The 20873-nt window shown below is 46.3% G+C and carries 24 protein-coding genes; 1 reads left to right on the top strand and 23 read right to left on the bottom strand.

Annotated features, from left to right (window positions below; all coding sequences use genetic code 11):
• Positions 1-15: 15 nt before the first annotated feature.
• The 3 genes from dapB to ABIE27_RS07990 form a co-directional block, all read right to left on the bottom strand.
• Complete coding sequence (gene dapB, locus ABIE27_RS08000) at positions 16-819, bottom strand: 4-hydroxy-tetrahydrodipicolinate reductase (RefSeq protein ID WP_090917170.1); 804 nt, start codon at positions 817-819, stop codon at positions 16-18.
• A 98-nt stretch (positions 820-917) separates the two neighbouring features.
• Positions 918-1442, bottom strand: a complete 525-nt coding sequence (locus tag ABIE27_RS07995) for a tetratricopeptide repeat protein (RefSeq protein WP_123066037.1) — start codon at positions 1440-1442, stop codon at positions 918-920.
• A gap of 50 nt (positions 1443-1492) precedes the next feature.
• On the bottom strand, positions 1493-1822 hold the full coding sequence (locus ABIE27_RS07990; protein WP_090917174.1) for a nucleotide pyrophosphohydrolase: 330 nt from the start codon (positions 1820-1822) through the stop codon (positions 1493-1495).
• A 196-nt stretch (positions 1823-2018) separates the two neighbouring features.
• On the opposite strand from ABIE27_RS07990, the gene ABIE27_RS07985 reads away from it, so the two are divergent.
• Positions 2019-2888, top strand: coding sequence for a YitT family protein (locus ABIE27_RS07985; protein WP_123066036.1), 870 nt, complete (start codon positions 2019-2021; stop codon positions 2886-2888).
• Between the two features lie 135 nt (positions 2889-3023).
• Here the strand turns inward: ABIE27_RS07985 and ABIE27_RS07980 are convergent, their stop codons facing one another.
• The 20 genes from ABIE27_RS07980 to trpE all read right to left on the bottom strand — a co-directional run bounded on the left by ABIE27_RS07980 (position 3024) and on the right by trpE (position 20776).
• Complete coding sequence (locus tag ABIE27_RS07980; RefSeq protein ID WP_429350277.1) at positions 3024-3893, bottom strand: sporulation protein YpjB; 870 nt, start codon at positions 3891-3893, stop codon at positions 3024-3026.
• Positions 3894-3959: 66 nt separating this feature from the next.
• Positions 3960-4586 carry a DUF1405 domain-containing protein gene (locus ABIE27_RS07975; protein ID WP_429350276.1) on the bottom strand — a complete coding sequence of 209 codons (627 nt, stop codon included), beginning with the start codon at positions 4584-4586 and terminating at the stop codon, positions 3960-3962.
• A 128-nt stretch (positions 4587-4714) separates the two neighbouring features.
• The gene (locus tag ABIE27_RS07970) at positions 4715-5602 is read right to left on the bottom strand and encodes a c-type cytochrome (RefSeq protein ID WP_429350275.1); all 888 of its coding nucleotides are present in this window, start codon (positions 5600-5602) and stop codon (positions 4715-4717) included.
• 22 nt (positions 5603-5624) lie between these two features.
• Positions 5625-6296, bottom strand: a complete 672-nt coding sequence (qcrB, locus tag ABIE27_RS07965; protein WP_017687726.1) for a menaquinol-cytochrome c reductase cytochrome b subunit — start codon at positions 6294-6296, stop codon at positions 5625-5627.
• A 15-nt stretch (positions 6297-6311) separates the two neighbouring features.
• The gene (locus ABIE27_RS07960; protein ID WP_090917182.1) at positions 6312-6854 is read right to left on the bottom strand and encodes a ubiquinol-cytochrome c reductase iron-sulfur subunit; all 543 of its coding nucleotides are present in this window, start codon (positions 6852-6854) and stop codon (positions 6312-6314) included.
• Positions 6855-7047: 193 nt separating this feature from the next.
• Positions 7048-7455 carry a DUF2487 family protein gene (locus ABIE27_RS07955; protein ID WP_429350274.1) on the bottom strand — a complete coding sequence of 136 codons (408 nt, stop codon included), beginning with the start codon at positions 7453-7455 and terminating at the stop codon, positions 7048-7050.
• 190 nt (positions 7456-7645) lie between these two features.
• The gene (locus ABIE27_RS07950) at positions 7646-7825 is read right to left on the bottom strand and encodes an IDEAL domain-containing protein (protein WP_090917186.1); all 180 of its coding nucleotides are present in this window, start codon (positions 7823-7825) and stop codon (positions 7646-7648) included.
• 23 nt (positions 7826-7848) lie between these two features.
• Entirely contained in the window at positions 7849-8355 is a 507-nt protein-coding gene (locus ABIE27_RS07945) for a gamma carbonic anhydrase family protein (protein WP_429350273.1), read from the bottom strand.
• 44 nt (positions 8356-8399) lie between these two features.
• A complete protein-coding gene (locus tag ABIE27_RS07940) occupies positions 8400-9518 on the bottom strand; it encodes a hypothetical protein (protein ID WP_123066031.1) in 1119 nt (372 codons plus the stop codon).
• A gap of 232 nt (positions 9519-9750) precedes the next feature.
• Positions 9751-10353, bottom strand: a complete 603-nt coding sequence (locus ABIE27_RS07935) for a histidine phosphatase family protein (RefSeq protein WP_123066138.1) — start codon at positions 10351-10353, stop codon at positions 9751-9753.
• A 44-nt stretch (positions 10354-10397) separates the two neighbouring features.
• Positions 10398-11033 carry an anti-sigma factor family protein gene (locus tag ABIE27_RS07930; RefSeq protein ID WP_123066030.1) on the bottom strand — a complete coding sequence of 212 codons (636 nt, stop codon included), beginning with the start codon at positions 11031-11033 and terminating at the stop codon, positions 10398-10400.
• On the bottom strand, positions 11030-11623 hold the full coding sequence (locus ABIE27_RS07925) for an RNA polymerase sigma factor (protein WP_123066029.1): 594 nt from the start codon (positions 11621-11623) through the stop codon (positions 11030-11032). Before ABIE27_RS07925 ends, ABIE27_RS07930 begins: the two co-directional genes overlap by 4 nt.
• A gap of 677 nt (positions 11624-12300) precedes the next feature.
• On the bottom strand, positions 12301-13395 hold the full coding sequence (locus ABIE27_RS07920; protein ID WP_123066028.1) for a prephenate dehydrogenase: 1095 nt from the start codon (positions 13393-13395) through the stop codon (positions 12301-12303).
• Positions 13396-13421: 26 nt separating this feature from the next.
• Positions 13422-14522: a histidinol-phosphate transaminase gene (gene hisC / locus ABIE27_RS07915; RefSeq protein WP_429350272.1), complete on the bottom strand. Its 1101-nt coding sequence runs from the start codon at positions 14520-14522 to the stop codon at positions 13422-13424.
• A 62-nt stretch (positions 14523-14584) separates the two neighbouring features.
• Positions 14585-15391: a tryptophan synthase subunit alpha gene (gene trpA / locus ABIE27_RS07910; protein WP_123066026.1), complete on the bottom strand. Its 807-nt coding sequence runs from the start codon at positions 15389-15391 to the stop codon at positions 14585-14587.
• Complete coding sequence (trpB, locus tag ABIE27_RS07905; RefSeq protein ID WP_123066025.1) at positions 15391-16587, bottom strand: tryptophan synthase subunit beta; 1197 nt, start codon at positions 16585-16587, stop codon at positions 15391-15393. Before trpB ends, trpA begins: the two co-directional genes overlap by 1 nt.
• Positions 16584-17321 carry a phosphoribosylanthranilate isomerase gene (locus tag ABIE27_RS07900; protein WP_123066024.1) on the bottom strand — a complete coding sequence of 246 codons (738 nt, stop codon included), beginning with the start codon at positions 17319-17321 and terminating at the stop codon, positions 16584-16586. The genes trpB and ABIE27_RS07900 overlap by 4 nt, the downstream gene beginning before the upstream one ends.
• Positions 17321-18109, bottom strand: a complete 789-nt coding sequence (trpC, locus tag ABIE27_RS07895; RefSeq protein WP_123066023.1) for an indole-3-glycerol phosphate synthase TrpC — start codon at positions 18107-18109, stop codon at positions 17321-17323. The genes ABIE27_RS07900 and trpC overlap by 1 nt, the downstream gene beginning before the upstream one ends.
• On the bottom strand, positions 18099-19139 hold the full coding sequence (gene trpD, locus ABIE27_RS07890; RefSeq protein WP_123066137.1) for an anthranilate phosphoribosyltransferase: 1041 nt from the start codon (positions 19137-19139) through the stop codon (positions 18099-18101). Before trpD ends, trpC begins: the two co-directional genes overlap by 11 nt.
• Before the next feature lie 68 nt (positions 19140-19207).
• Entirely contained in the window at positions 19208-20776 is a 1569-nt protein-coding gene (trpE, locus tag ABIE27_RS07885; RefSeq protein WP_123066022.1) for an anthranilate synthase component I, read from the bottom strand.
• Positions 20777-20873 lie beyond the last annotated feature (97 nt).

The following is a 20873-nucleotide window of genomic DNA, read 5'->3' as shown; positions in this document are numbered from 1 at the left end:
AATCTTCAATCTCCTTTAGTCGATAAAGTGGTCAAAGCCGTAAACGAGTCCTGTATATTCCATCACCTTTTGTACGCCGATCTTGACTCCTGGCATATAACCAGCACGCTCATATGAATCATGACGAATTTTCAGCGACTGTCCGTAATCGCCAAATACAACTTCCTGCTGTGCAAATACACCTGGCAAACGTACGCTGTGGATGCGGAATCCGTTATAATATCCCCCACGCGCGCCCTCAATTGTTTCTTCTTCGTTTGGATTGCCTTGACGAATTTCTTCACGATTCGCTGCAATCAATTCTGCTGTTTTGATCGCCGTTCCGGAAGGTGCATCCAGCTTCTGATCACCGTGATATTCAATGATCTCTACGTTAGGCATATGTTTGGCTGCCTGTGCTGCAAAACGCATCATAAGGATGGCTCCAATCGAGAAATTAGGAGCGATCAGCCCACCAATACCTTTCTCCTGGCACTGCTTGTCCAACTGTTCAATCTGCTCCGGCGTGAAGCCGGTAACACCCATGACGGGTCTTACGCCATGGCGGATAGCAATCTCTGTATGAGCAAAAGCAAATTGAGGCACTGTAAAGTCAACCATGACCTGTGGTTTGGTTTCAGCAAAAGCCATCTCGATATCATCTGTTACCAATACGCCACACTCAGGCAGTCCTACCAGCGTTCCTGCATCCGTGCCTGCTCCGGAGCGGTTGACAGCGGCTGCAAGCTCCAAATCCGGGTCTTGCAGTACCAGTTTCACAACTTCACGGCCCATTCGCCCAGCCGCTCCGATCACGGCAACTCTAATCACTTCACTCATCTTGGCTGCATCTCCTTCACTATGTTAGTTCATCTAATCGTTTTAACCCATGCATCTCATCCAGTCTGTATTGTTGCAACACTTGACTGTGATGTCACTTACTGCATCGATTTCAACCGTTGCTTCGTTTGTTGTAACATCTGATACAACTGCCCGTTCTGCGGATCAAGCAGAATTGCGTCCTGTAGCACTTGAAGGGCACTTTCGTATTCGTTCAGATCGCTGTGAGCCAGAGCCAGCATCACATGTGCCTCCACAGACAGTGGATCCAGCCTAATGGCTTCTTTAAGAAGCTGAGAAGCCTCGACATAAGGCTTGCATGATTCTGTTCCAACCTGCTCAAGCAACAATTTGGCTCTAACTGTAAGTTGTTTCGCTTCAAGTGTCTGCAGATGAAGCACATATTCCTCGACACCTTCGGATAATTCAACTGCCTTGCGGGCATATTCAAGTGCAGGAAGCAAATGTTTGCTTCGGGCGTGCGTGATGGAACAGCGATAATATAACTCGGCATGTTCCGGGTGAGCATGAATAGCCGCTTCGAACCAGCGAATGGCTTGCTCAAAATCATTTTGCAATATACAGCGGTAAGCCTGCTGCATATAATCTTCCGGTTTCATCATCAAGCTGACCCTCCCCGTGCGGGTGATGGTACAGCATATGTAATCTACGCCTAATCGGTGTTTTTTGGAGTCCACCGATTTGCGTCGCGGGTATTAAATTTATGCATAACTTTGTCATGCGCTTCAGCCAAATCAATACCGAGCGAGTTTGCAAAGCAGATGGTGATAAACAAAATATCACCAAGCTCAAGTTCAATTGAATTGGCAGCTTCGGAAGCTTTCTTCGGTTTCTCTCCGAACTCGTGATTCACTTCACGGGCAAGCTCTCCAACCTCTTCAGACATCCGGGCCAGCATGGCCAGAGGACTGAAATATCCCTCTTTGAATTGAGAAATATAGAGGTCAACCTCACGCTGCATTTCCGCCATACTTTTCTCCATGAGAGCAGGTTCTCCTTCTATTCTGATGTCGTGTTTGTTCCTAATAATATCAGTTATTGATGTTTACTTCCACCATCATACGGCACAAATCATGATTAATGTCCCGCATAAATCATTTTTAAAGACTATAGAAACAGGTATACTAAGATGGGAATGATCACTTCCTCATTCTAATTCAAGTACAGAGAGGGATCTTATGAGCACTACCAAAACGTGGTTTCAACTAAAACTTGTACTCCCAATACTGTTGGGTACAGCTTTATACGCCTTTGGGCTTCTTTATTTTATTATCCCCAATCAGTTGATGGAGGGCGGGCTTACCGGGGTTACCGTGTTGATTAACTATGCCTTCGGGGTGTCTCCTTCCCTGACCACTCTTATTTTAAATGTTCCGCTATTTCTGATTGGGCTTAAAGTGCTCGGTAGTAGACAGATGATGTATACCGGAATCGGGATCGGGGCATTGACCTTATTTCTGTGGCTGTTTGAGAAAATGATTCATCAAGGCTGGATTGAACCGTTACATACTGAGAATGACCTTCTCCTGGCCGCATTATATGCAGGGGTTACCTTGGGAGCCGGCCTTGGCATCGTGTTCCGCTGGGGGGGTACGACAGGTGGTTCCGACATTATCGCGCGTATCCTGAATCGAAAATACGGATGGAGTATGGGACGAGTGCTGTTAGGTATCGACTTTGTGATCATTGGCCTTTCCCTCATTTACATTCCCAAGGAAAAAATTCTGTATACACTCGTCGCTGTGTTTATTGCATCTAAAGTGATTGATTTCATTCAGGAAGGTGCATATTCAGCCCGTGCATTTATGATCATCAGCGATCATGCTCCCGAGATTGCCGATCAGATTACCAAAGATATGGATCGCGGCGTTACGCTCATTCCAGCCATCGGCGCTTACTCGAAACAAGCAAAACATATGGCCTACTGTGTTATTTCCAGGCAAGAGTTTCGCAGATTACAGACGATTGTACGTTCCATTGATCCCAGGGCATTTGTCATTATCAGTGATGTACATGATGTGCATGGGGAAGGTTTCAAAGAAAGCTGAGACTTTGCTCTAACGATAGGAAAGATGCAACAAAGAAACCTCTTCCCACAAGTAAAAGTCAGTCTAAAGCCTGTCTTTGTGGCAAGAGGTTTTCGTTGTTCTTTTATGATACATCTAGCAAATAGGAAAAACTGACTAGCGGCGATATGTAAAGATATCCTGTTGCTCGGCACGATACTTTCGGTACCCCGCATAACTTAGTGTAGCAACAATGACAGAACTTATCACCAGCCCTGCTGCCCTGCGATCTGGCCCCTGTACATAAGGCACAAAGGCGCTCTCATCCTTTTCACGTCCAAACAATTGATTCACTAGCTCTTCCCCATGCACAGCCATGCTACGTAGCTGTGATCCATCTGACTGCTTTGCGTGTGTCAGTCCTTTGAGATGGGATAACCACGCGTCCATTTGAGCGATCTGATACGGCTCAAGCCGAATGATTGCCGCTGGACGGATCGTTTCATAGTGCTCTTCAAGAACGCTAAAGCGATTAGTCAGAATAGCTGCATTGTTGTTCTGATTAGCTGCCAGTGATAATGCATCCAGATCACTCTTCACAATTTTATAATATTGGAGCCAGAGCGGTTTAGCCGGATTGGCTAGACTGTCCGCAGCAAGTCTGAGTTTGGCTGAGGTCTGCTGAAGTATATGCCTATCCCCTTTGAATTTAGCAGCAGCCTCCTTGACTTCTACCACCGTTTCCGACAACGCATGGATGCCCTCCACAGAGGTTTTACCCTCAAACGAGACATGTGCCAGACTATTATCGATCCGCGTAATACTGGCGCGTACTTCCTCCATATTATTTTCGAGCACCCTGCGATATAGTACAGCAGCCTCTTCGTTCAATTGTGCAATGGTATAAGTTGAGGATACTTCCTGATTCACATTTGGTTTGAATTCACCACTTTGCGCGGATACCCGGTATGAAGCATTGGTCCAAAGCAGCAGAGCCATGAGTGATACCGTTAACCATCCCGCCAGACTCCTGAATGTTCTCTTCATGGACATCCCTCCCATCATCAATGTATGGCGAGGGATGGCTGGTTAGAACAAGCTAAGCTTGTATACTCAAGCTCTTTTGGCCTGCTTTAATGCAAGCCAAGTAGCGAGAACGCTCACGATGGTCAAGGTAACTGTAAAATTGCGAACAGCCTGTACATGTTGATACAGCGTCGCAGGCAACCACGGGTAAATATCGTATGTATAATCCATCGTATCATTCAACAGTGTCCAGAGACCTGCCACAATCAATGACAACCAGCGGAAGCCGAAGAAACGTACATATATCAGTGCTTCAATTGCCATTGCACTATGGGAAGCGATTAGCATCCAGTCCTGCCAGTGCTGTGTTCCCCCTTGAGACCAGCCAGCAAAAATGATAGATACAGCCCATACGCCATATTTAACAGAGGTAACCACAGCGAGCGCTTGAATAATATGTCCAATCCGTTGCAGGACTATCGACTTCACAGGATACAGTACCCACAACAACGCTAGTGTAAAAAACAGGCTTGCTGTTGGGCTATCTGGTACAAATACGATCTGCCACGCCGGTTGGTGGGCAAGAGTCCATTTCATTTGTTCACCATACCAGATGTATCCATATACCGTGCCAAGAGCATTACACCAGAACAAAAGCCACAGGAAATACCGATTGGTTAGAAACTCCCTGCTCCAAAAAAACGATAAAGCCACGAACACTGCACCTTCTTCCTTCACTCATTATTGACTCTTCATCTCGATTACTGAATTTCACATATTCTTTAAAAAGACTTCAAAAAAACCTGACCGCATAACGATCAGGTTTTTTCATTAATTCGATTTTACTGTTCTGCCTTCTGTTTCGCAAGCCATTCGGCTAGATGAGTGATTTCCTCATCGGTAACACCTTGAGCTATAGCTTGATCATACATTGGAGGCATTCCATTGTAGCCCTCTTTAATAATCGTTACGATCTCTTCCTGACTGTGCTTGTCACCAACGCCACGAAGAGAAGGTGCGTTGCCTTGGCCTTTCATATCGGTTGCGTGACAGCCAATACATCCAGCCTTTTTGTACGTTTCCATCGCAGGATCGTCCTTATCAACAATCGCGACTTCCTCCTGCTGCTGTCCAGGTGCATTAGAAGTAGGCAGACCCTGCTCATGTTTTTCCAGAGCTTCTTCCTCCCGCTGAATATGCTCCGGCTTCTGTCCTGACGCTTCAAGCTCGTGCTCGTAGTGTGTCCATGCTACGTTTGTCAGATAGAATACCGAGATAACGGACAGTAACATTAAGGCCGAAGCAATCGGACGTTTGTAGAAACGACGCTCTTTCCCTGTATCCAGGAAAGGAGCCAGCAGCAGAGCTCCGAATGCAACGCCGCTGACACCCAGTACACCTAGTAGGACATAATCTCCAGATGCATAAGGATATTTCAAATACTGATACAGGAAAAGAAAGTACCAGTCCGGCATCGGGATAACCGATGCACTTGGATTAGCCGGATAACCGAGAGGTGCGGGTTCCGAGATGGTCAACACGAGAATGCCGACCAGAACAACGACCCCGACCATCCACTCTTTAAGCAAGAAGTTAGGAATAAATGCTTCCGATTTGCCGGGATATGCCGTGTAATCAGGTGGAGTAATGAACCCCGACCCTTTGCGGACGCGTGAATCACCGACAAAGATAACTTTTTCCTCATCATTGCTCTTGTGCCCGTGAGCCATTACGTTTCCTCCCTTCTTTGGTTTATAGTGGTCCCGAAATGCCCTGTCTGCGGATCATGATAAAGTGTCCGACCAGAAGCACCAGAAGCACCGCAGGGAGGAAGAAGACGTGCAATGCGAAGAATCGTGTCAGTGTCTGCGCACCAACGATCGTTCCCCCTTGCAGGAATTCCTTGATGATCGGTCCAAGCCAAGGTACGGTGTTGGCAATCTCCAGCGTTACTTTTGTTGCAAAATAAGCTTTGTTATCCCAAGGCAACAAATACCCTGTCAGACCAAGACCAAGCATGACGAAGAAAATCAACATGCCGACAACCCAGTTCATCTCACGCGGAGCTTTGTATGAGCCTGTAAAGAATACACGCATCGTATGTAGGAACATCATGACGATAACCAAACTGGCCCCCCAATGGTGCATACCGCGTACAATCTGACCAAAAGCTACTTTCGTCTGCAAATACTCAACACTTGCATACGCGTTAATAATATCTGGAACGTAGTACATCGTCAGGAACATACCTGACAGAATCTGAATAACTGTAATAAAGAACGTTAATCCGCCAAAACAGTATACGAATGCGGAAAAGTGATGCGCCGGGTTTACATGCTCTGGCACTTCATGATCCGCAACGTCCCGCCATATTGGCGTGATGTCAAGACGCTCGTCAATCCAGTCATAGACATTTTTAAACATCTGCGTTCACGCCTCCTATTTCACTCGGGTGTTCGGAACAATCTCGCCCAGATAAACCCAGCCTTGTTCCTCCTTAACCACATATTCATCCAATGGTTTCGGGGCTACGGCAAGATTCTTCCCTTCCTTGTCATAGTGCGCGCCGTGGCATGGGCAATGGTACTCATTCGGGTAATTTTTGTCACTGTTCCATCCTACTGTACATCCCAAATGCTTACAGATAGGTGAAAGCGCATAAATTTTCCCTTGTTCGTCCTTGCGAATCCAAGCCACCAACGAAGCATTACTCAAATACCAGCCATCCTGTTGTTTCAGTTCAAACGTAAATTCTTGAGGTTCATTTGTAATTTTGCTGATCTCAGCCACTTTGACAGAGGTTCCTTCTCCCTTGTGCTGCAAAATCGGGTCCACCGCAAAACGGACCATAGGAAGAATTGCACCGGCGGCCATGTAGGCTGTAGCTCCACCAAGCGTGTACGTCAAAAACTGCCTGCGCGACATTTCCAATTTGCTTGGCGGTTTCATCGAGGCTTCGTGCTGGTCATGCTCACTGCTCATACTGTCTCCAACCCCCTTTTTCAGCCAACTCTCTCAATCGTTTTCATTATCATAAATTCCACGACTTACTAGAACATACATAATCATATAGTAGCCCTAGAACACCGTCAAGAATTTGTCACACATTTTTAAGGTTCAATTGTAAGCGTTGTTAAAAAACTGTTGGAAATTTGTCACATTTGTCATCAAGATGTCACCTTTTCCATAGATCTCGAATGCATTCCCCAATATGTCGGGCAATTGTTCCTTCTTCAAGTTGCCCTGCTAGATCCTTTTGACTTAAAAGTAAATCCGCAGCTGGAATATCCATCCCAACAAAAGATCCATCCACTGACATAATTACCACATATTTAAATCCAGAAGCTTTGAGTTCAGTCGACAAGGTATTTAATGTCATTGACATTTGTGAACTTGTGTAGTGATAGGCCGGGTACGTCATAATCCTTCCTTTAAAAGGAATCTCTACCATATCCAGAAAATCTCTTAGCCGCTCCAGCGCTTCAGTCGCTTCAACCGGTGACTGTTTACCGCTCATGGCCGTGAACGGAACAAGGCAGGTATCCAGATAGAGTTGCAGTTCAGCCCAGCTGTCTTGATTCATCTCACTGAATTTCAATTCCCTATATCCCCTTCCTATCCATTTTATTCCCATATTATATATGAGCATATGTTATAAAGCCAGATATTCATTCAATTTTAAGTTTATATAAAAAAATATTTAAAAAAAGGAATGCGCTTTTGCGCATTCCTTTTTGTCCGACTATTCATATAATTGGTTCTTTATTGATCCGTTAATTGATCGTCCTCAGTTCATCCGTCAGACTCCGGAAAGCTACTTCGTCTCCGGTAGCTAACGCTTTGTCGATTTCCAAATAAAGCTTTTCACTCTTCTGTTTGCGAAGCGCCTCGTCCCAAACCATCTCAGCCGCCAGCCCCAACATGACTTCATACGTAACTTTCATTTTATCCAATAGGATGCACCTCCAAAACGGATTTAAGAGCTCCTATATTCTCTTCCTTTGATTACATAACCCAGTGAAGTTCTCGACATCCGCTGCAGATCAGCTTCAGTCAATTCACGAATCACTTTGGCAGGTGTCCCCAAAGCGAGAGTATAGGGCGGAATTTTACTATTTTCAGTTACCACAGAACCGGCTCCAATCAGTGAGTACTCACCGATTTCGCCACCATTGAGTACAATGGCTCCCATGCCGATCAATGCCCCCGTCCCGATGGTACAACCATGAATGATTGCAGCATGTCCTACGGAGACATCATCTCCCAGAATAAGAGGTTGATCGGTGTTAACATGTCCTACAGCATTATCTTGAATATTGCAACGCTTTCCAAGCATAATAGGTGCCAAATCGGCCCGCAGGACTGCATTGAACCAAACGGTAGAGTCTTCGTCCATTTGCAGATCACCTATCAATTTTGATCCCTCCGCCATATATATGGAAGGGTGTAACACTGGCATTATGCCTTTGTATGGAATTATCATTCGTATCACTCCTTAATTTGGGAGTGATTGTAGCAACTTGTCCTTCACTTGTCAAACACAATAGGTGTAACATCAGCCGAGACGGAGCGGCATGACGATGCAAGCTTTGCTCCCCAAGCCGTCATCTGCAGAACTCTTCCTTGTTCATGCTCGCCTGCACGAATCAAGCCTAGATGCAGCATCATTTTAATGATCCGCTTATCATAGATATCTTCAGCCGTGTCGTAGTAAAACGGCTGGATAAACGGCCCAATTTGCCGGAAAAGAGATTCCATCGTAGACCAATTCTCGGCACATTCACCTGTCCAGTACACAATCGAGGAAAGGTTTGGAACAGCACCTTTATAAAGTCTTAACCAAAACCGAAACAGCTGTATCATTTCGGTTGCTCTCTCGGCCCCCAGTTTCTCTTCACCAGACCCTGTCAGCCTGAGACTGCCCTGCTCTTCACGAATCAAGCGGTGGTGAAAGGCATAATCATACAGCAGTGCGAAACGATCCGGATAATCCTTGAACGAACGACCATATCCGAAGCGCCACCCGGCTTTGCCTACCAGTTCCTCAGAGATGTGCAGATGCTCCATAAGTTGCTGCTGTGAGCGTCGATACATCAACCCTTCGGCATTCACAGCGATCTCATGTTGCTGCACAAATTTCAGGAACAACTTCAGATCGTCTGCCATCAGATGATATTCCTCTCGATACATGGACGGCTCTGTCGTTTTAACAATGCCTGCTCGTAAATGTGTAGATAACACATCTCTGAACCTCAGTTTCAAGTCTTTAGGCACTTGATAGAGATATCTGGTCTGCTGTGTAGTCCCATTGAACAGCCACCCACTTTTGGTAAAGCGAATAATGAGATCACGGGGACTTGAGCCTGCCTCACTCTCCTTTTTGTCCATCGATTGACGGGCTATGGCGATGAGCTCCTCCATACCATAAAATTGGCGGGGGTCAAATAACAGGTTATTCAAAAACCGTTGATCTGCCTGGTTCAATTGACGTATCTGTTGCTCAAAGAAAGGTTTACTACCCAATGTTGTGAGGATGCTCTGGATGAGTTCATGTTTGGAATTAGGCTTGCATTCACATTGATAGTAGTCTGCTATTCGATTAAGCTGGCCAATATCAGCAAAAGTCAGCATATCTGCTAGATTCATGGATCCATCGCCTCACCCGTTCACTGCTTTAGGTTGCTGATCTGGCCTTCAACAGTGTGGTTTTGTAAACATGGTTGACGGATTCTTCACAATCTAAACCTCTTCTTGCCATTTTTTTTGTTTTACCTCATCTTATGCCTCAAAACAATCAATCAGAAGAAAAACAGTAGAGTTTATGCTCAATCCTGTTTAATCTCTCAAATAGATGGTATAAAAAAACAACCTGAGCTTATCACCCAGATTGTTTAGTGGTATCCATAGACAGATGTTGTGTGCAATTATATAAGAGTGGAATCCAGTCATCGTCATATTCTTTCTCCAGAATGGTCAGCGACAGATTGCCAATGCGTTCGGTGTATTTGTCCTGATATAATGCCGTTAACAGGTTAGCAAGAAAAGCACCATGCGTTACAATTAGTACATTTTCTTTTGAATGGGCAGACCATAAGTCGTCCAAAAAAGCCAGCGCACGTACTTGAATATCCTCGATATGCTCTTGCCCCAAATCAAGTGTATCCCAGGATTTACCCCAACGTGCAACCCGTTCATCCGAAGTAAGGCCCTCAACCTGACCAAATGCTCGTTCTTTCAATCGTGCGTCCGGTTTAAGCATAGGTACATTCAGCATCCGTGAAAGAATCTCTCCCGTTTCCTGTGCTCTTGACAAACCACTCGTCACAATATAATCCCACTGGTAGTCTTCAGACTGCAGACGTCTACCAAGACATTCTGCTTGCTTTCGTCCTTCCTCATTCAAAGGAATATCCGTCTGCCCCTGTATACGGCCAGCTGCATTCCAATCTGTCAGACCATGACGAACAAGCCCGATCCGCACATTCATCCCTCATTTCTCCACACAGCAAACGACAGGTTGGAAACCTATGCACCCACACCTTGTTTACGTTTAGTTGTTGATCGATGCATACGTCCAAGTGAAAACAAAGCCATCCCTATGGCAAGCAGAGACAATGCCATCCAGTATTGAGGATAAGCAGGACCCATACTTACAACAAAAGGTTCAATGATACTCCCTTTATCTGCTCCAGGAATGTCATACTTATATAATCCCGAGGAAGAAGATGTACTTCCAGCAACCCCAGTCTCAAGGATGCCTGTCGTAATTACATTGGACGTCTCAGCTTCTGATACCTCTGGCTTGAACATCGCCATGTACAGAAAGCTGCATAAAAATATAGCCAGGAACGCCGCAATCCACAAAGACATATGTTTACGGATTACCGCAGAGAATCGATTAACCTTTGCCTCTTCTGGTAATAACCATGGAGACTCCGCGTAAATCCGGTCCATTACGTTTCGGTTGACCCTCTCTGCCTGTTGCTCTGTCACTGGAACCGGGATGCTGTGCAGCAGCATCTGGGCTTCCTCCCAGACTTCAAACTGCTCCGAACACTCTTCACAACCAGCGAGATGTGTTTGAAACGCAATTCGCTGTGGATGAGATTCCGGTAAGTCCCAGACCAATGCAAACAGTTCCTGGGCTTCATTGCAATTCATCGGTTCTTCATCCCTTCATATGGCTCGTACATCGGCTCGAAGAAATAAGGCTCCAATTGTGTTTTTACGCTTGATCTTGCCCTGAATAACAGCGATTTAACAGAACTGACACTCTGCCCCAAAATACCCGCGATTTCCTGATAATCCAACTGATCATACTCACGAAGTATAATCGCAGAACGTTGCTTCTCTGGCAGATTGTTAATCGCATCTCTAACCAGCATCACCCGCTCGCTACGCAGAACAGCATGCTCAGGAGCATTCTCCATAGGAGCAATAGGAACTACGCCGCTCTCCTCAAGCGGAACATTCCCACTACGCTGTTTACGAAGCTCACTCAATACCGTATTTCTAGCGATAGTATACAACCAGGTGGAGAATGAAGCATCCACCTCACGGAAAGAGTGTAAACTGCGGAACGCCTTGTAGAATGTCTCAGAACAGAGATCTTCCGCAAGCAGCTCCATATTGGAACTTTTCAACATATGATATACGAAAGCCAGTATTTTACGCTGATAACGACTCATCAGCTCGGAATATAACTCAACGTTACCTTCCTTGATCTCTCGAATCAACTGGGAATCCGTCATTTGAGTGCGACCCCTCCTCGCCCATCCATGTGCTTCTCCCCGTTCGACTCTATCCATGTATTACCGAACAGGCGTAAAAAAGTTGCGGTTCAACCGCATAAAAAAAGCGTCCAGCACCATTCACGGCCCTTCCGCCAAATTCCCCTATGTAATGGCAATTTCCCCAACGTTTCTACATAACAGTAACATTGTACAACGGTCTGCATCATCCTGGCAAATCCATTGCTATCCACTTTTGTCCGACTTAACATTTATATGCCATCCATTTCGTTGGCATGACTTCCTAATACAGCCTCTTGGAAAGCCTTGCATACTATAGACGCAGTAACTTCTAAAAAGGTTACAAAAATGAGATATTTTTTTGAATTTTATTTTTTGGTACATTCTATCAGCATCCTTTTTCGCACCTTACAAACGATTTTGGTAAGATTGAAAGCCTTGATTGTACGGTTTTTCCTTGAAATCTAAGTTTTACAAATAAATTTGTCCAAAGTGTTGACAAAATGAAAACGTATACATATAATAAAAGTACAGTATGGTTTCTCTCCACTCCTATCCAATAACTGTATTGCTCCACGTGAGCAATGGCCGCTTATGTAAGCGGTCTTTTTTTTGTCTAAAAACATAATTCTTCCCCTAGTTACAAAAAAAAGAGAGCTCTCGCCCTCTTTTCCATCCTAAACCCACACCTGATAACCTAGGGAGGACAGCAAAGTCTTCGCCCGTTCCATATCCTCTTCCTGACGGAATGACAAACGCATAATCCCTGGCACATCCACCCGGTTTTCAATAATTTCAAGGTTACTCAAGTTGATATCATTTGTCCCGAGCTCTGTTGCTATTTTCCCGATCATACCCGGAGCATCCTGCACATCTGTATACAGATCAAATAAAGGCGAGATCATGCCCTTACGTCGCTCAGGCAATACACTGCGGAACTCCCGTGCCTGACGAAATGCATCCTCAATGCCTTCCCCGTTCTTTTGCTCTAGCATCGTTGTAAAAGACAACATTTGACTATTCCAGTCCTTAAGAAGCTCCAGCAGCACCTCTCGGTTACTCAGCAGAATATCCCTCCAGACAATAGCATCGCTGGACGCAATCCGCGTAATATCCCGAAAACCACCTGCTGCCAGCATTTTATACAGTGGATTGGATTCGTTATATTCACGTACCTGGTTCACCAGAGCAACAGCAATAACATGGGGCAGGTGACTGATTGCACCCACAATATCATCATGCAACAGAGGTTCTACCCGAACAATCTGAGCACGAGTATATGCTAAAAGCTCGGATAAGCGGCCGTAAGCCTCTTCAGGCACATGCACGGACGGTGTCAGGACATAATAGGCGTTCTCAAATAATACAGCTGAAGCTGCGTCCACACCCGCCCGTTCCGATCCTGCCATCGGGTGCCCTCCGATAAAGTAGGCCTCTTTTAACCGGATATGTTCCGCACAAGCTGCAATTGAGGCTTTCGTACTACCAACATCTGTAATGATACAGCCTTTTTTCAGCGGCAGTCTGGACAATTGTTCAAAATACGATTCAAGCAAACCAACAGGCACACACAAAAAAATGAAGTCGGCATCCTGCACCGCTTCTTCCAGAGAGAGCGTCGCAGCATCCACTACTCCGCTCGCTATGTACTTGTCTTTTAACTCTTCCAAATGTGCGTAACCCATAACGGTAATCCCCGGCTTGCCTTTAAAGCAAAGCGCAAGTGAACCGCCGATGAGTCCAACACCAATCATTGCAATTTTTATGGTCATGGGTCCTCACTCTTTCATCGCCAGTATTAAGGGCGTGCTGCCACATTCTCCGCCAGTGTGTTCTCCAGCGCCGCTATAAAAGCACGATTTTGCTCCGCTGTTCCGACAGACACACGAATGTATGTTGGATAGACGTGAAAGCCCGAGCGAACGATAATGCCCTGTTTCAACAAAGATTGAAACGCTGTAGTGGATGGCATGTTCACATCAACCAAAATGAAATTCCCTTGAGTTGGAAAATAAGGCAAACCCAGTCGTGAAAATTCATTTTGTAGCCATTCTCGATCTTCAGCATTCCGTTTGGAACACTCCTGAACAAAAACCTGATCCTGAAGTCCAGCCATTGCCGCAACCTGCCCAAGACGAGAAGTGTTAAACGGTTCCCGTACACGGTTAATCAGGTCAATGATCTCTGGACGTGCAATTCCGTACCCTATACGAAGTGATGCTAAACCATATATTTTGGAGAATGTCCGCAGAACAACCAGGTTCGGGTAACGATCAATCAATGAAATGCTTTGCGGATAAGCTTCATCCGTTACGAATTCGTAATAAGCCTCGTCCAGCACAACCATTACATTCGACGGCACCCGGTCCATAAAGGCGATCAGCTCTTGCTCGGAAATGATCGTACCGGTAGGGTTATTCGGATTGCACACCCAGACAGCTTTGGTTTTATCATTGATTTGCGCCAGCATTGCTGGCAAGTCGTGAGTTCCATTTTTCAAAGACACCTCTATCGTTACAGCACCCTCGATGTCCGCATTGCTTTTATACACGGAGAAGGTCTGGTCCGCCATAATCGTCTCATCTCCAGGAAGAAAGAACGCCCGTGTGATCAGCGCAATAATTTCATCCGATCCACAGCCAAAAATCAAATTGTCTCGCTCTACTCCCAAATGCTTGGCAAGCACCGCTGTCAGTTCTGCAGCACTTCCGTCGGGATAAATACTTACATTAGCCAATTCTCTCGTAATTGCCTCAAGTACAGCGGGAGAACTGCCATAGGGATTCTCGTTGGAGGCCAGCTTGATGACGTGCTCCAGCCCCAGCTCACGTTTAACTTCTTCAATCGGTTTGCCCGGCTTATACACAGGCAGATTGACAATCTGGGATTTCGGTTTCAACTCGACCGCCTCCTGTTGTTCAAACTTAGAATAAAGTGCAAATGAAAAGTTAATTTATGTGATTATCCTTTTAATTGTGCCACAAAGTTGCGAATTTGCAACAGTCCAGCCTCACGAGTATCCGCATTTTCAAGTAGCGGGATTGCCTCTTCCACTTGCCGCACAATAGCACTGCCTACAACGACACCGTCACAGATGCGGGAGAAATGAGCTACCTGCTCATGACTGGAGATGCCGAAGCCTACTGCGACAGGAAGGTCTGTCAGACCTTTTACCGTTTCAATAAAACTTTCTACTCCGTTAAAAAAGGATGCACGCTCTCCGGTTACACCCAGAGAAGAAACACAATAGATAAATCCGCGCGCACCAGTGACAATCCGCTCAATACGGGCATTGGATGTAGGGGCTACAAGCGGGACCAGATGAACCCCGGCCTGATCGGCACGACGACGCATATCTTCTGCCTCTTCAATCGGTAGATCCGGGATGATCATGCCGCTGATATCATGTTTGATCAACTCGTCAAAGAAAATATCAAGACCCGTTTGCAGCACCGGATTGTAATACGTAAACAGAACAAAAGGTAATTTCACACCTGCCTGACGAGCTTTGGCAGCCGTCTCCATCACCGTACGAATCGTAATTTGACTTTTCAATGCGCGCTCGGAAGCACGCTGAATGACAGGGCCGTCTGCGAGTGGATCGGAATACGGAACACCAAGCTCCAAGATGTCTGCTCCTGCTTGTTCAAGCTCCTTGATAATATCAATGGTGGTGTTCACATCTGGATCACCAACGGTAAGAAACGGAATAAGTGCCGTGCGATTTTGTTCTTTTAAGTGCTGGAAGGTTTGGTCCATCAGATTCATTACAAATTACCTCCCGTATACTTCATAATGGATTCTACGTCTTTATCCCCGCGTCCAGACAAACAGATGACAACGATATCATCTGCTGTCAGCTCCGGCGCCAGCTTCACGACCTGAGCAACCGCATGGGCCGACTCCAGCGCAGGTATAATGCCTTCCGTACGGCTTAATAATTGCAACGCATCCAGAGCTTCCTGATCGGTAATTGGAACATATTTAGCCCGTTCAATATCTTTAAGATAAGAGTGCTCTGGTCCAACGCCTGGATAATCGAGACCAGCCGAGATGGAGTGCGCAGGTTGTACCTGTCCATATTCATCTTGTAACAGATAACTCATGGAACCCTGGAACACACCATGTGTACCTTTGCTCATCGTAGCCGCATGGTACTCGGTATCCACACCTTTGCCTGCTGCTTCGACACCAACTAATTTCACATCCTGATCCCCGATAAAAGGATAGAACATACCGATGGCGTTACTTCCGCCGCCAACAGCAGCTACAATAACATCCGGAAGGCGTCCTTCAATCTCCTGAATTTGACGACGTGTCTCATCCCCGATCACGCGCTGAAAATTACGCACCATCATTGGATACGGGTGAGGTCCAACAACAGATCCCAGTACATAGAAGGTATCTTCTACATTACTGACCCAATAACGAAGCGCTTCGTTACCAGCATCTTTCAATGTACGTGTGCCGGACGTTACCGGAATGACTTCTGCTCCAAGCAGTTTCATGCGGAATACATTTAGCTGCTGGCGCTGGGTATCTTCCTCACCCATGAATACTTTGCACTCCAGTCCGAGCAATGCCGCAACGGTTGCCGTTGCAACCCCGTGCTGGCCTGCGCCGGTTTCAGCAATGACTTTCTTTTTACCCATCCGTTTAGCAAGAAGCCCTTGCCCAATCGCATTGTTGATTTTATGTGCACCTGTGTGATTCAGATCTTCACGTTTCAAATAAATTTTAGGCCCATCCAGATGACGTGATAATTGCTCCGCGTGATACAGAGGTGTCTCTCGTCCAGAGTATTCACTTAGCAAATAATTCAATTCCTTGTTAAACTCTTCATCCTCAGAGAAGCGGCTATATGCTTCTTCTAGTTCGATCAGAGCGTTCATTAGTGTCTCGGGTACAAAACGGCCTCCGAAGGGACCGAAACGCCCATGTTCATCCGGCAATTGGTGTGTCATGCCTGCTTCACCCTTTCTACAAATGCGGTAATTTTGGATATATCTTTCAGACCTTCCGTCTCCACGCCACTTGATACGTCAACGCCATAAGGTCTGTACGTTTGAATTAAATGTTGTACATTGTCCACCTGAAGCCCGCCTGCAACAAACATGGCAATACCACGTTCAGCAGCCCATTCTGCATATGCAGGTATACGTTCCCAGGCAAATGTTTTGCCAGAACCGCCGCCGTACAATGGATCAAAGGTATCCAGCAAGATTGCGTCTACGAATCCCGCGTAATCATTTAACCTGTGTAAAGCAGCTTGATCCGCTTTCTGTCCTGTTTCGTCTTTTGGAAAAGAAACGACCTTGAACACATCTGCATGCCAGAGCTCTTTCACTTGTTGACAGAATGCAGCACTTTCCTGTCCATGCAACTGGATGACATCCAGAGGCACTGTTTCCATCACATACTTCAGTTCTTGCATTGTCGGATTCACAAAAACACCAGCAAGTTTCGGCCGTTCATGTACAGGCCATTCATACAAAACCGATCTCAACTCTCTAGCCTTTTCAGGAGTAATTTGACGGCGGGACTTGGCAAACACGACACCGATATAGTCCACAGGCAAGTTTATCATCGATTTTAGCACTTCAACGTCCTGAAGTCCACATATTTTTACGGTCGCCGGCAACAAGTGCCCTTGTATCCGGGAACCTGCGCCTGTATCATCATCTATCGAATTATTCATCATTTCGGTCCCATCAGATCGTAAACAGCAGTTTCAACATCGTCTTTACGCATCAGATGCTCTCCAACGAGAATACCGTGCACGCCTGCTTCGATAAGGGGTTTCGTAGACGCTGCACCGTCAATTCCACTCTCACTGATCAGCGTCACACCAGGTGGAATCAATTCCATCAGATCCAATGTAGTACTCAGACTTGTCTCGAACGTTTTCAAGTTCCGGTTATTGATGCCAACTAGTGTCGCTTCAGGAATGTCCAGCACCGTTTCCAGCTCTGCCCGATCGTGAACTTCAATCAAAGCGTCCAGTCCAATACTTTTCGCAAACGTCAAAAATTGACGAATCTGCCCCGGTGTGAGAATGCTGGCAATCAGCAAGATCGCATCTGCTCCCAAAAGTCTAGCCTCGGCAATCTGTGACTCATCGATCATAAAGTCCTTGCGCAAGAGCGGAATATTCACTGCCTGATGAATAGCCTGCAAATATTCGTTACTGCCCTGAAAATAAGAAACATCCGTCAGAACAGAGATACAATCAGCACCCGCACGTTCATAGGCAGAAGCAATCTCTACCGGATGAAAATCCGGACGAATTAATCCTTTGGACGGCGAGGCCTTCTTCACTTCGGCAATAAGCCCCAGCTTACGATTGCGTCTGCTTGACAACGCCTGTTCAAACCCGCGTGCAGCCGGTAATTGTTCAATCTTTTGCATAGCTTCATCCATGTTAAAAGTCTGTGCAAGAGCCTGCACTTCTTTATGTTTTGTCGCAACGATTCGATCAAGATACATGATTGTACGCCTCCGTTGTATGAATTAACTGACCCAGCTTACTGGCCGCTTTACCCGAGTCCACTGCCTCCGCAGCGATTTTAACGCCATCTGCAATGCTGTCCGCAAGGCCGGATACATAAATACAAGCTCCGGCATTCAGTAGCACAACATCCCGGTAAGCACTACGTTCACCCTGGAAGATCCGATGTATAATTTCGGCGTTCTGTGCCGCATCTCCTCCAAGCACTGCTTCAAGCGGATGCAAAGACAGCCCCATATCTCGTGGATCGATGTCATAGGTGTGCACTACCCCGTTACGCAACTCAGATACCTGTGTAGGTGCAGAGATACTAATTTCATCCAGACCGTCATGGCTGGCAACAACTAGCGCTCTTTTCAAACCAAGACGGTTAAGTACTTCCGCAATCATCGGCGTCCGGGAGCGATCATACAATCCCAGCAATTGACGATCTGCACCGGCTGGATTGGTTAATGGTCCAAGCATATTGAAAATCGTGCGCACACCCAGCTCTTTTCTCGGAGCCGCTGCATGACGCATGGAGGGATGATACACCTGAGCAAAACAGAAACAGATTCCGATATCATCCAGACACTGTCTGGCTTGCTCTCCATTCAGATGAATATTAACGCCAAGCGCTTCCAATACATCCGCGCTGCCTGCTTTGCCAGAAGCTGAACGATTGCCGTGTTTGGCTACTCGAACTGAAACCGCCGAAGCAATAATGGCCGATGCTGTAGAGATGTTGAATTTATGAATACCCGATCCGCCTGTGCCGCAAGTATCCAGCAGCCCTCTGCCATCTGTCAGTATACGTCCACCTTGTCCACGCATCGCCTGAGCAAAACCAGTGATTTCATCCACCGTTTCCCCCTTCATACGAAGAGCCATCAGCAACCCTCCGATTTGAGCCGGAGTAGCTTCACCTCGCATGATCGAATACATCAATTCACGTGCCTCGTCCTGCTCAAGGTGGCTTCCTTCAAGAATTTTAGCGAGTCCTTGCTTCATTCCTTCTTCCCGGGAAATCGCTGTTTCCGTCAGTACCAGGCTGTCATTCATGATTGGATTCAAGTTCATTTCCAGTCTCTCCTCTCTCAGTTCGTTGCCGAAGTTGGTGTAACAAAATAATCAGCGTTAGCCAGACTTAATTTTGAATCCGCAACTTTTACAGGGAACATCGCTTCAGCCGTACGAATGGCCTTTAACAATGCTTTGGCTTTGTTCACGGTCTCTTCATATTCCTTCTCAGGCACAGAGTCCCATACAATTCCGGCTCCGGCCTGAACATATGCTTTTCCCTTTTTGAAAATAATCGTACGGATTGTAATACATGCATCCATATTTCCGGAGAATCCAAGGTAACCAATCGCTCCTGCGTAGGCACCGCGTGCCTCCTTTTCGAGCTCCGCAATAATCTCCATCGCACGCAGCTTCGGCGCACCAGATACAGTTCCAGCTGGCAGACAGGAGAGGAACGCATCGAAGAAATCTTTATCTTCTCTTAGCTCGCCTGTAACGTTCGATACCATATGCATAACGTGAGAGTAGCGCTCGATCTCCATGAACATGTCACACTTCACACTGCCAAAAGTGGATACACGCCCCAGATCATTTCTTCCCAGATCCACCAGCATCAGATGCTCCGCGCGCTCCTTCTCATCCTGTAGCAAATCCGCCGCAAGTGCGCGATCTTCTGCCTCTGTCGCTCCTCTTGGACGTGTGCCTGCGATAGGACGTGTTTCTACACGATTGCCGTCAACCTTGACGAGCGCCTCAGGTGAGGTACCCACGATAATTTCATCGTCCATTTTCAAATAATACATATAAGGAGAAGGATTTAATGTCCGAAGTACGCGATATACATGTAACGGGGAAATCTCTGTATCAATGTGAAAACGCTGAGACAGCACCACCTGAAAAATGTCTCCTGCACGGATATATTCCTTGGCTTGCTCCACATTGCCGATAAATTGCTCTTTCGTCAGATTGGAACGAATGTCCCCAAGCTCCACATCGCCGGGAATCGAACGCGGGTTCAGGTTCTCCCCGGGGCCTTGCTGCTGTAAACGCTCTGCCGCTTGTTCAAGCTTCTCGGAAGTGGCTGCATACGCCTGACGAATCTCTTCATCTGTTGCCCCATCCTTGACATGTACGTTGCCAACAAGCAACATGTGTTGCTTCACATGATCAAATACAACAATTTGATCACAAAACATAAAGCGAATGTCATCCATATTCAGATCATCCAGCGCATGAGCTGGAAGCTTCTCATAATATTGCAACAGGTCATATCCAAAAAATCCAATGGCTCCACCCGTAAAAGGGGGAAGTTCTTCCATCTTCGGGCTCCGGTATTTGCGAAGCAACGCTTTAAGTTCTTCAATGGGTTTGCCTGGTAGTTCGCGGGTCTTTCCAGCTTCCTCAACTACAATACGACCTTTCTTCCCCGAAATCATCAGGAACGGATCTGTACCGATGAAAGAATATCTAGCCCATTGAATGCCACCCTCTACACTTTCAAGCAAAAACGCACGGTCATTGTCCGCATAACGGCGGAAGATACGAATCGGCGTCTCCATATCAGCCAAAATCCGTTTAACTACCGGAATCAGATTATATTCGTTTGACATTTTCAGTACTTGATTAACGTTTGGCGTTATCATCAGATCACGTCCTTTCAGATTTAGGTAGAAGAAAGTTATGGCGACAAAAAACCTCTACCATGAGGTAGAGGTTTGGTTATAAGCTGTATTCAAGTAT

This window comes from Paenibacillus sp. 4624 (assembly GCF_050435065.1).
GTDB classification, from domain to species: domain Bacteria; phylum Bacillota; class Bacilli; order Paenibacillales; family Paenibacillaceae; genus Paenibacillus; species Paenibacillus amylolyticus_D.
The sequence above is the reverse complement of the archived record's forward strand: the minus strand, read 5'-3'. Positions and strand labels throughout refer to the sequence as shown.

What these genes read in the sequence shown, in the direction of transcription:
- trpB (WP_123066025.1), bottom strand. Translation starts at nt 16,587, where the DNA reads ATGACACACCAATTGCCGGATGAACATGGGCGTTTCGGTCCCTTCGGA.
- ABIE27_RS07955 (WP_429350274.1), bottom strand. Translation starts at nt 7,455, where the DNA reads ATGAATCAAGACAGCTGGGCTGAACTGCAACTCTATCTGGATACCTGC.
- ABIE27_RS07985 (WP_123066036.1), top strand. Translation starts at nt 2,019, where the DNA reads ATGAGCACTACCAAAACGTGGTTTCAACTAAAACTTGTACTCCCAATA.
- ABIE27_RS07945 (WP_429350273.1), bottom strand. Translation starts at nt 8,355, where the DNA reads ATGATAATTCCATACAAAGGCATAATGCCAGTGTTACACCCTTCCATA.
- ABIE27_RS07960 (WP_090917182.1), bottom strand. Translation starts at nt 6,854, where the DNA reads ATGAGCAGTGAGCATGACCAGCACGAAGCCTCGATGAAACCGCCAAGC.
- ABIE27_RS07990 (WP_090917174.1), bottom strand. Translation starts at nt 1,822, where the DNA reads ATGGAGAAAAGTATGGCGGAAATGCAGCGTGAGGTTGACCTCTATATT.
- ABIE27_RS07930 (WP_123066030.1), bottom strand. Translation starts at nt 11,033, where the DNA reads ATGAATTGCAATGAAGCCCAGGAACTGTTTGCATTGGTCTGGGACTTA.
- ABIE27_RS07940 (WP_123066031.1), bottom strand. Translation starts at nt 9,518, where the DNA reads ATGAATCTAGCAGATATGCTGACTTTTGCTGATATTGGCCAGCTTAAT.
- qcrB (WP_017687726.1), bottom strand. Translation starts at nt 6,296, where the DNA reads ATGTTTAAAAATGTCTATGACTGGATTGACGAGCGTCTTGACATCACG.
- ABIE27_RS07925 (WP_123066029.1), bottom strand. Translation starts at nt 11,623, where the DNA reads ATGACGGATTCCCAGTTGATTCGAGAGATCAAGGAAGGTAACGTTGAG.
- ABIE27_RS07980 (WP_429350277.1), bottom strand. Translation starts at nt 3,893, where the DNA reads ATGAAGAGAACATTCAGGAGTCTGGCGGGATGGTTAACGGTATCACTC.
- ABIE27_RS07920 (WP_123066028.1), bottom strand. Translation starts at nt 13,395, where the DNA reads ATGACCATAAAAATTGCAATGATTGGTGTTGGACTCATCGGCGGTTCA.
- ABIE27_RS07900 (WP_123066024.1), bottom strand. Translation starts at nt 17,321, where the DNA reads ATGAATAATTCGATAGATGATGATACAGGCGCAGGTTCCCGGATACAA.
- trpC (WP_123066023.1), bottom strand. Translation starts at nt 18,109, where the DNA reads ATGTATCTTGATCGAATCGTTGCGACAAAACATAAAGAAGTGCAGGCT.
- ABIE27_RS07995 (WP_123066037.1), bottom strand. Translation starts at nt 1,442, where the DNA reads ATGATGAAACCGGAAGATTATATGCAGCAGGCTTACCGCTGTATATTG.
- trpA (WP_123066026.1), bottom strand. Translation starts at nt 15,391, where the DNA reads ATGAATCTGATGGACCAAACCTTCCAGCACTTAAAAGAACAAAATCGC.
- dapB (WP_090917170.1), bottom strand. Translation starts at nt 819, where the DNA reads ATGAGTGAAGTGATTAGAGTTGCCGTGATCGGAGCGGCTGGGCGAATG.
- trpE (WP_123066022.1), bottom strand. Translation starts at nt 20,776, where the DNA reads ATGATAACGCCAAACGTTAATCAAGTACTGAAAATGTCAAACGAATAT.
- ABIE27_RS07970 (WP_429350275.1), bottom strand. Translation starts at nt 5,602, where the DNA reads ATGGCTCACGGGCACAAGAGCAATGATGAGGAAAAAGTTATCTTTGTC.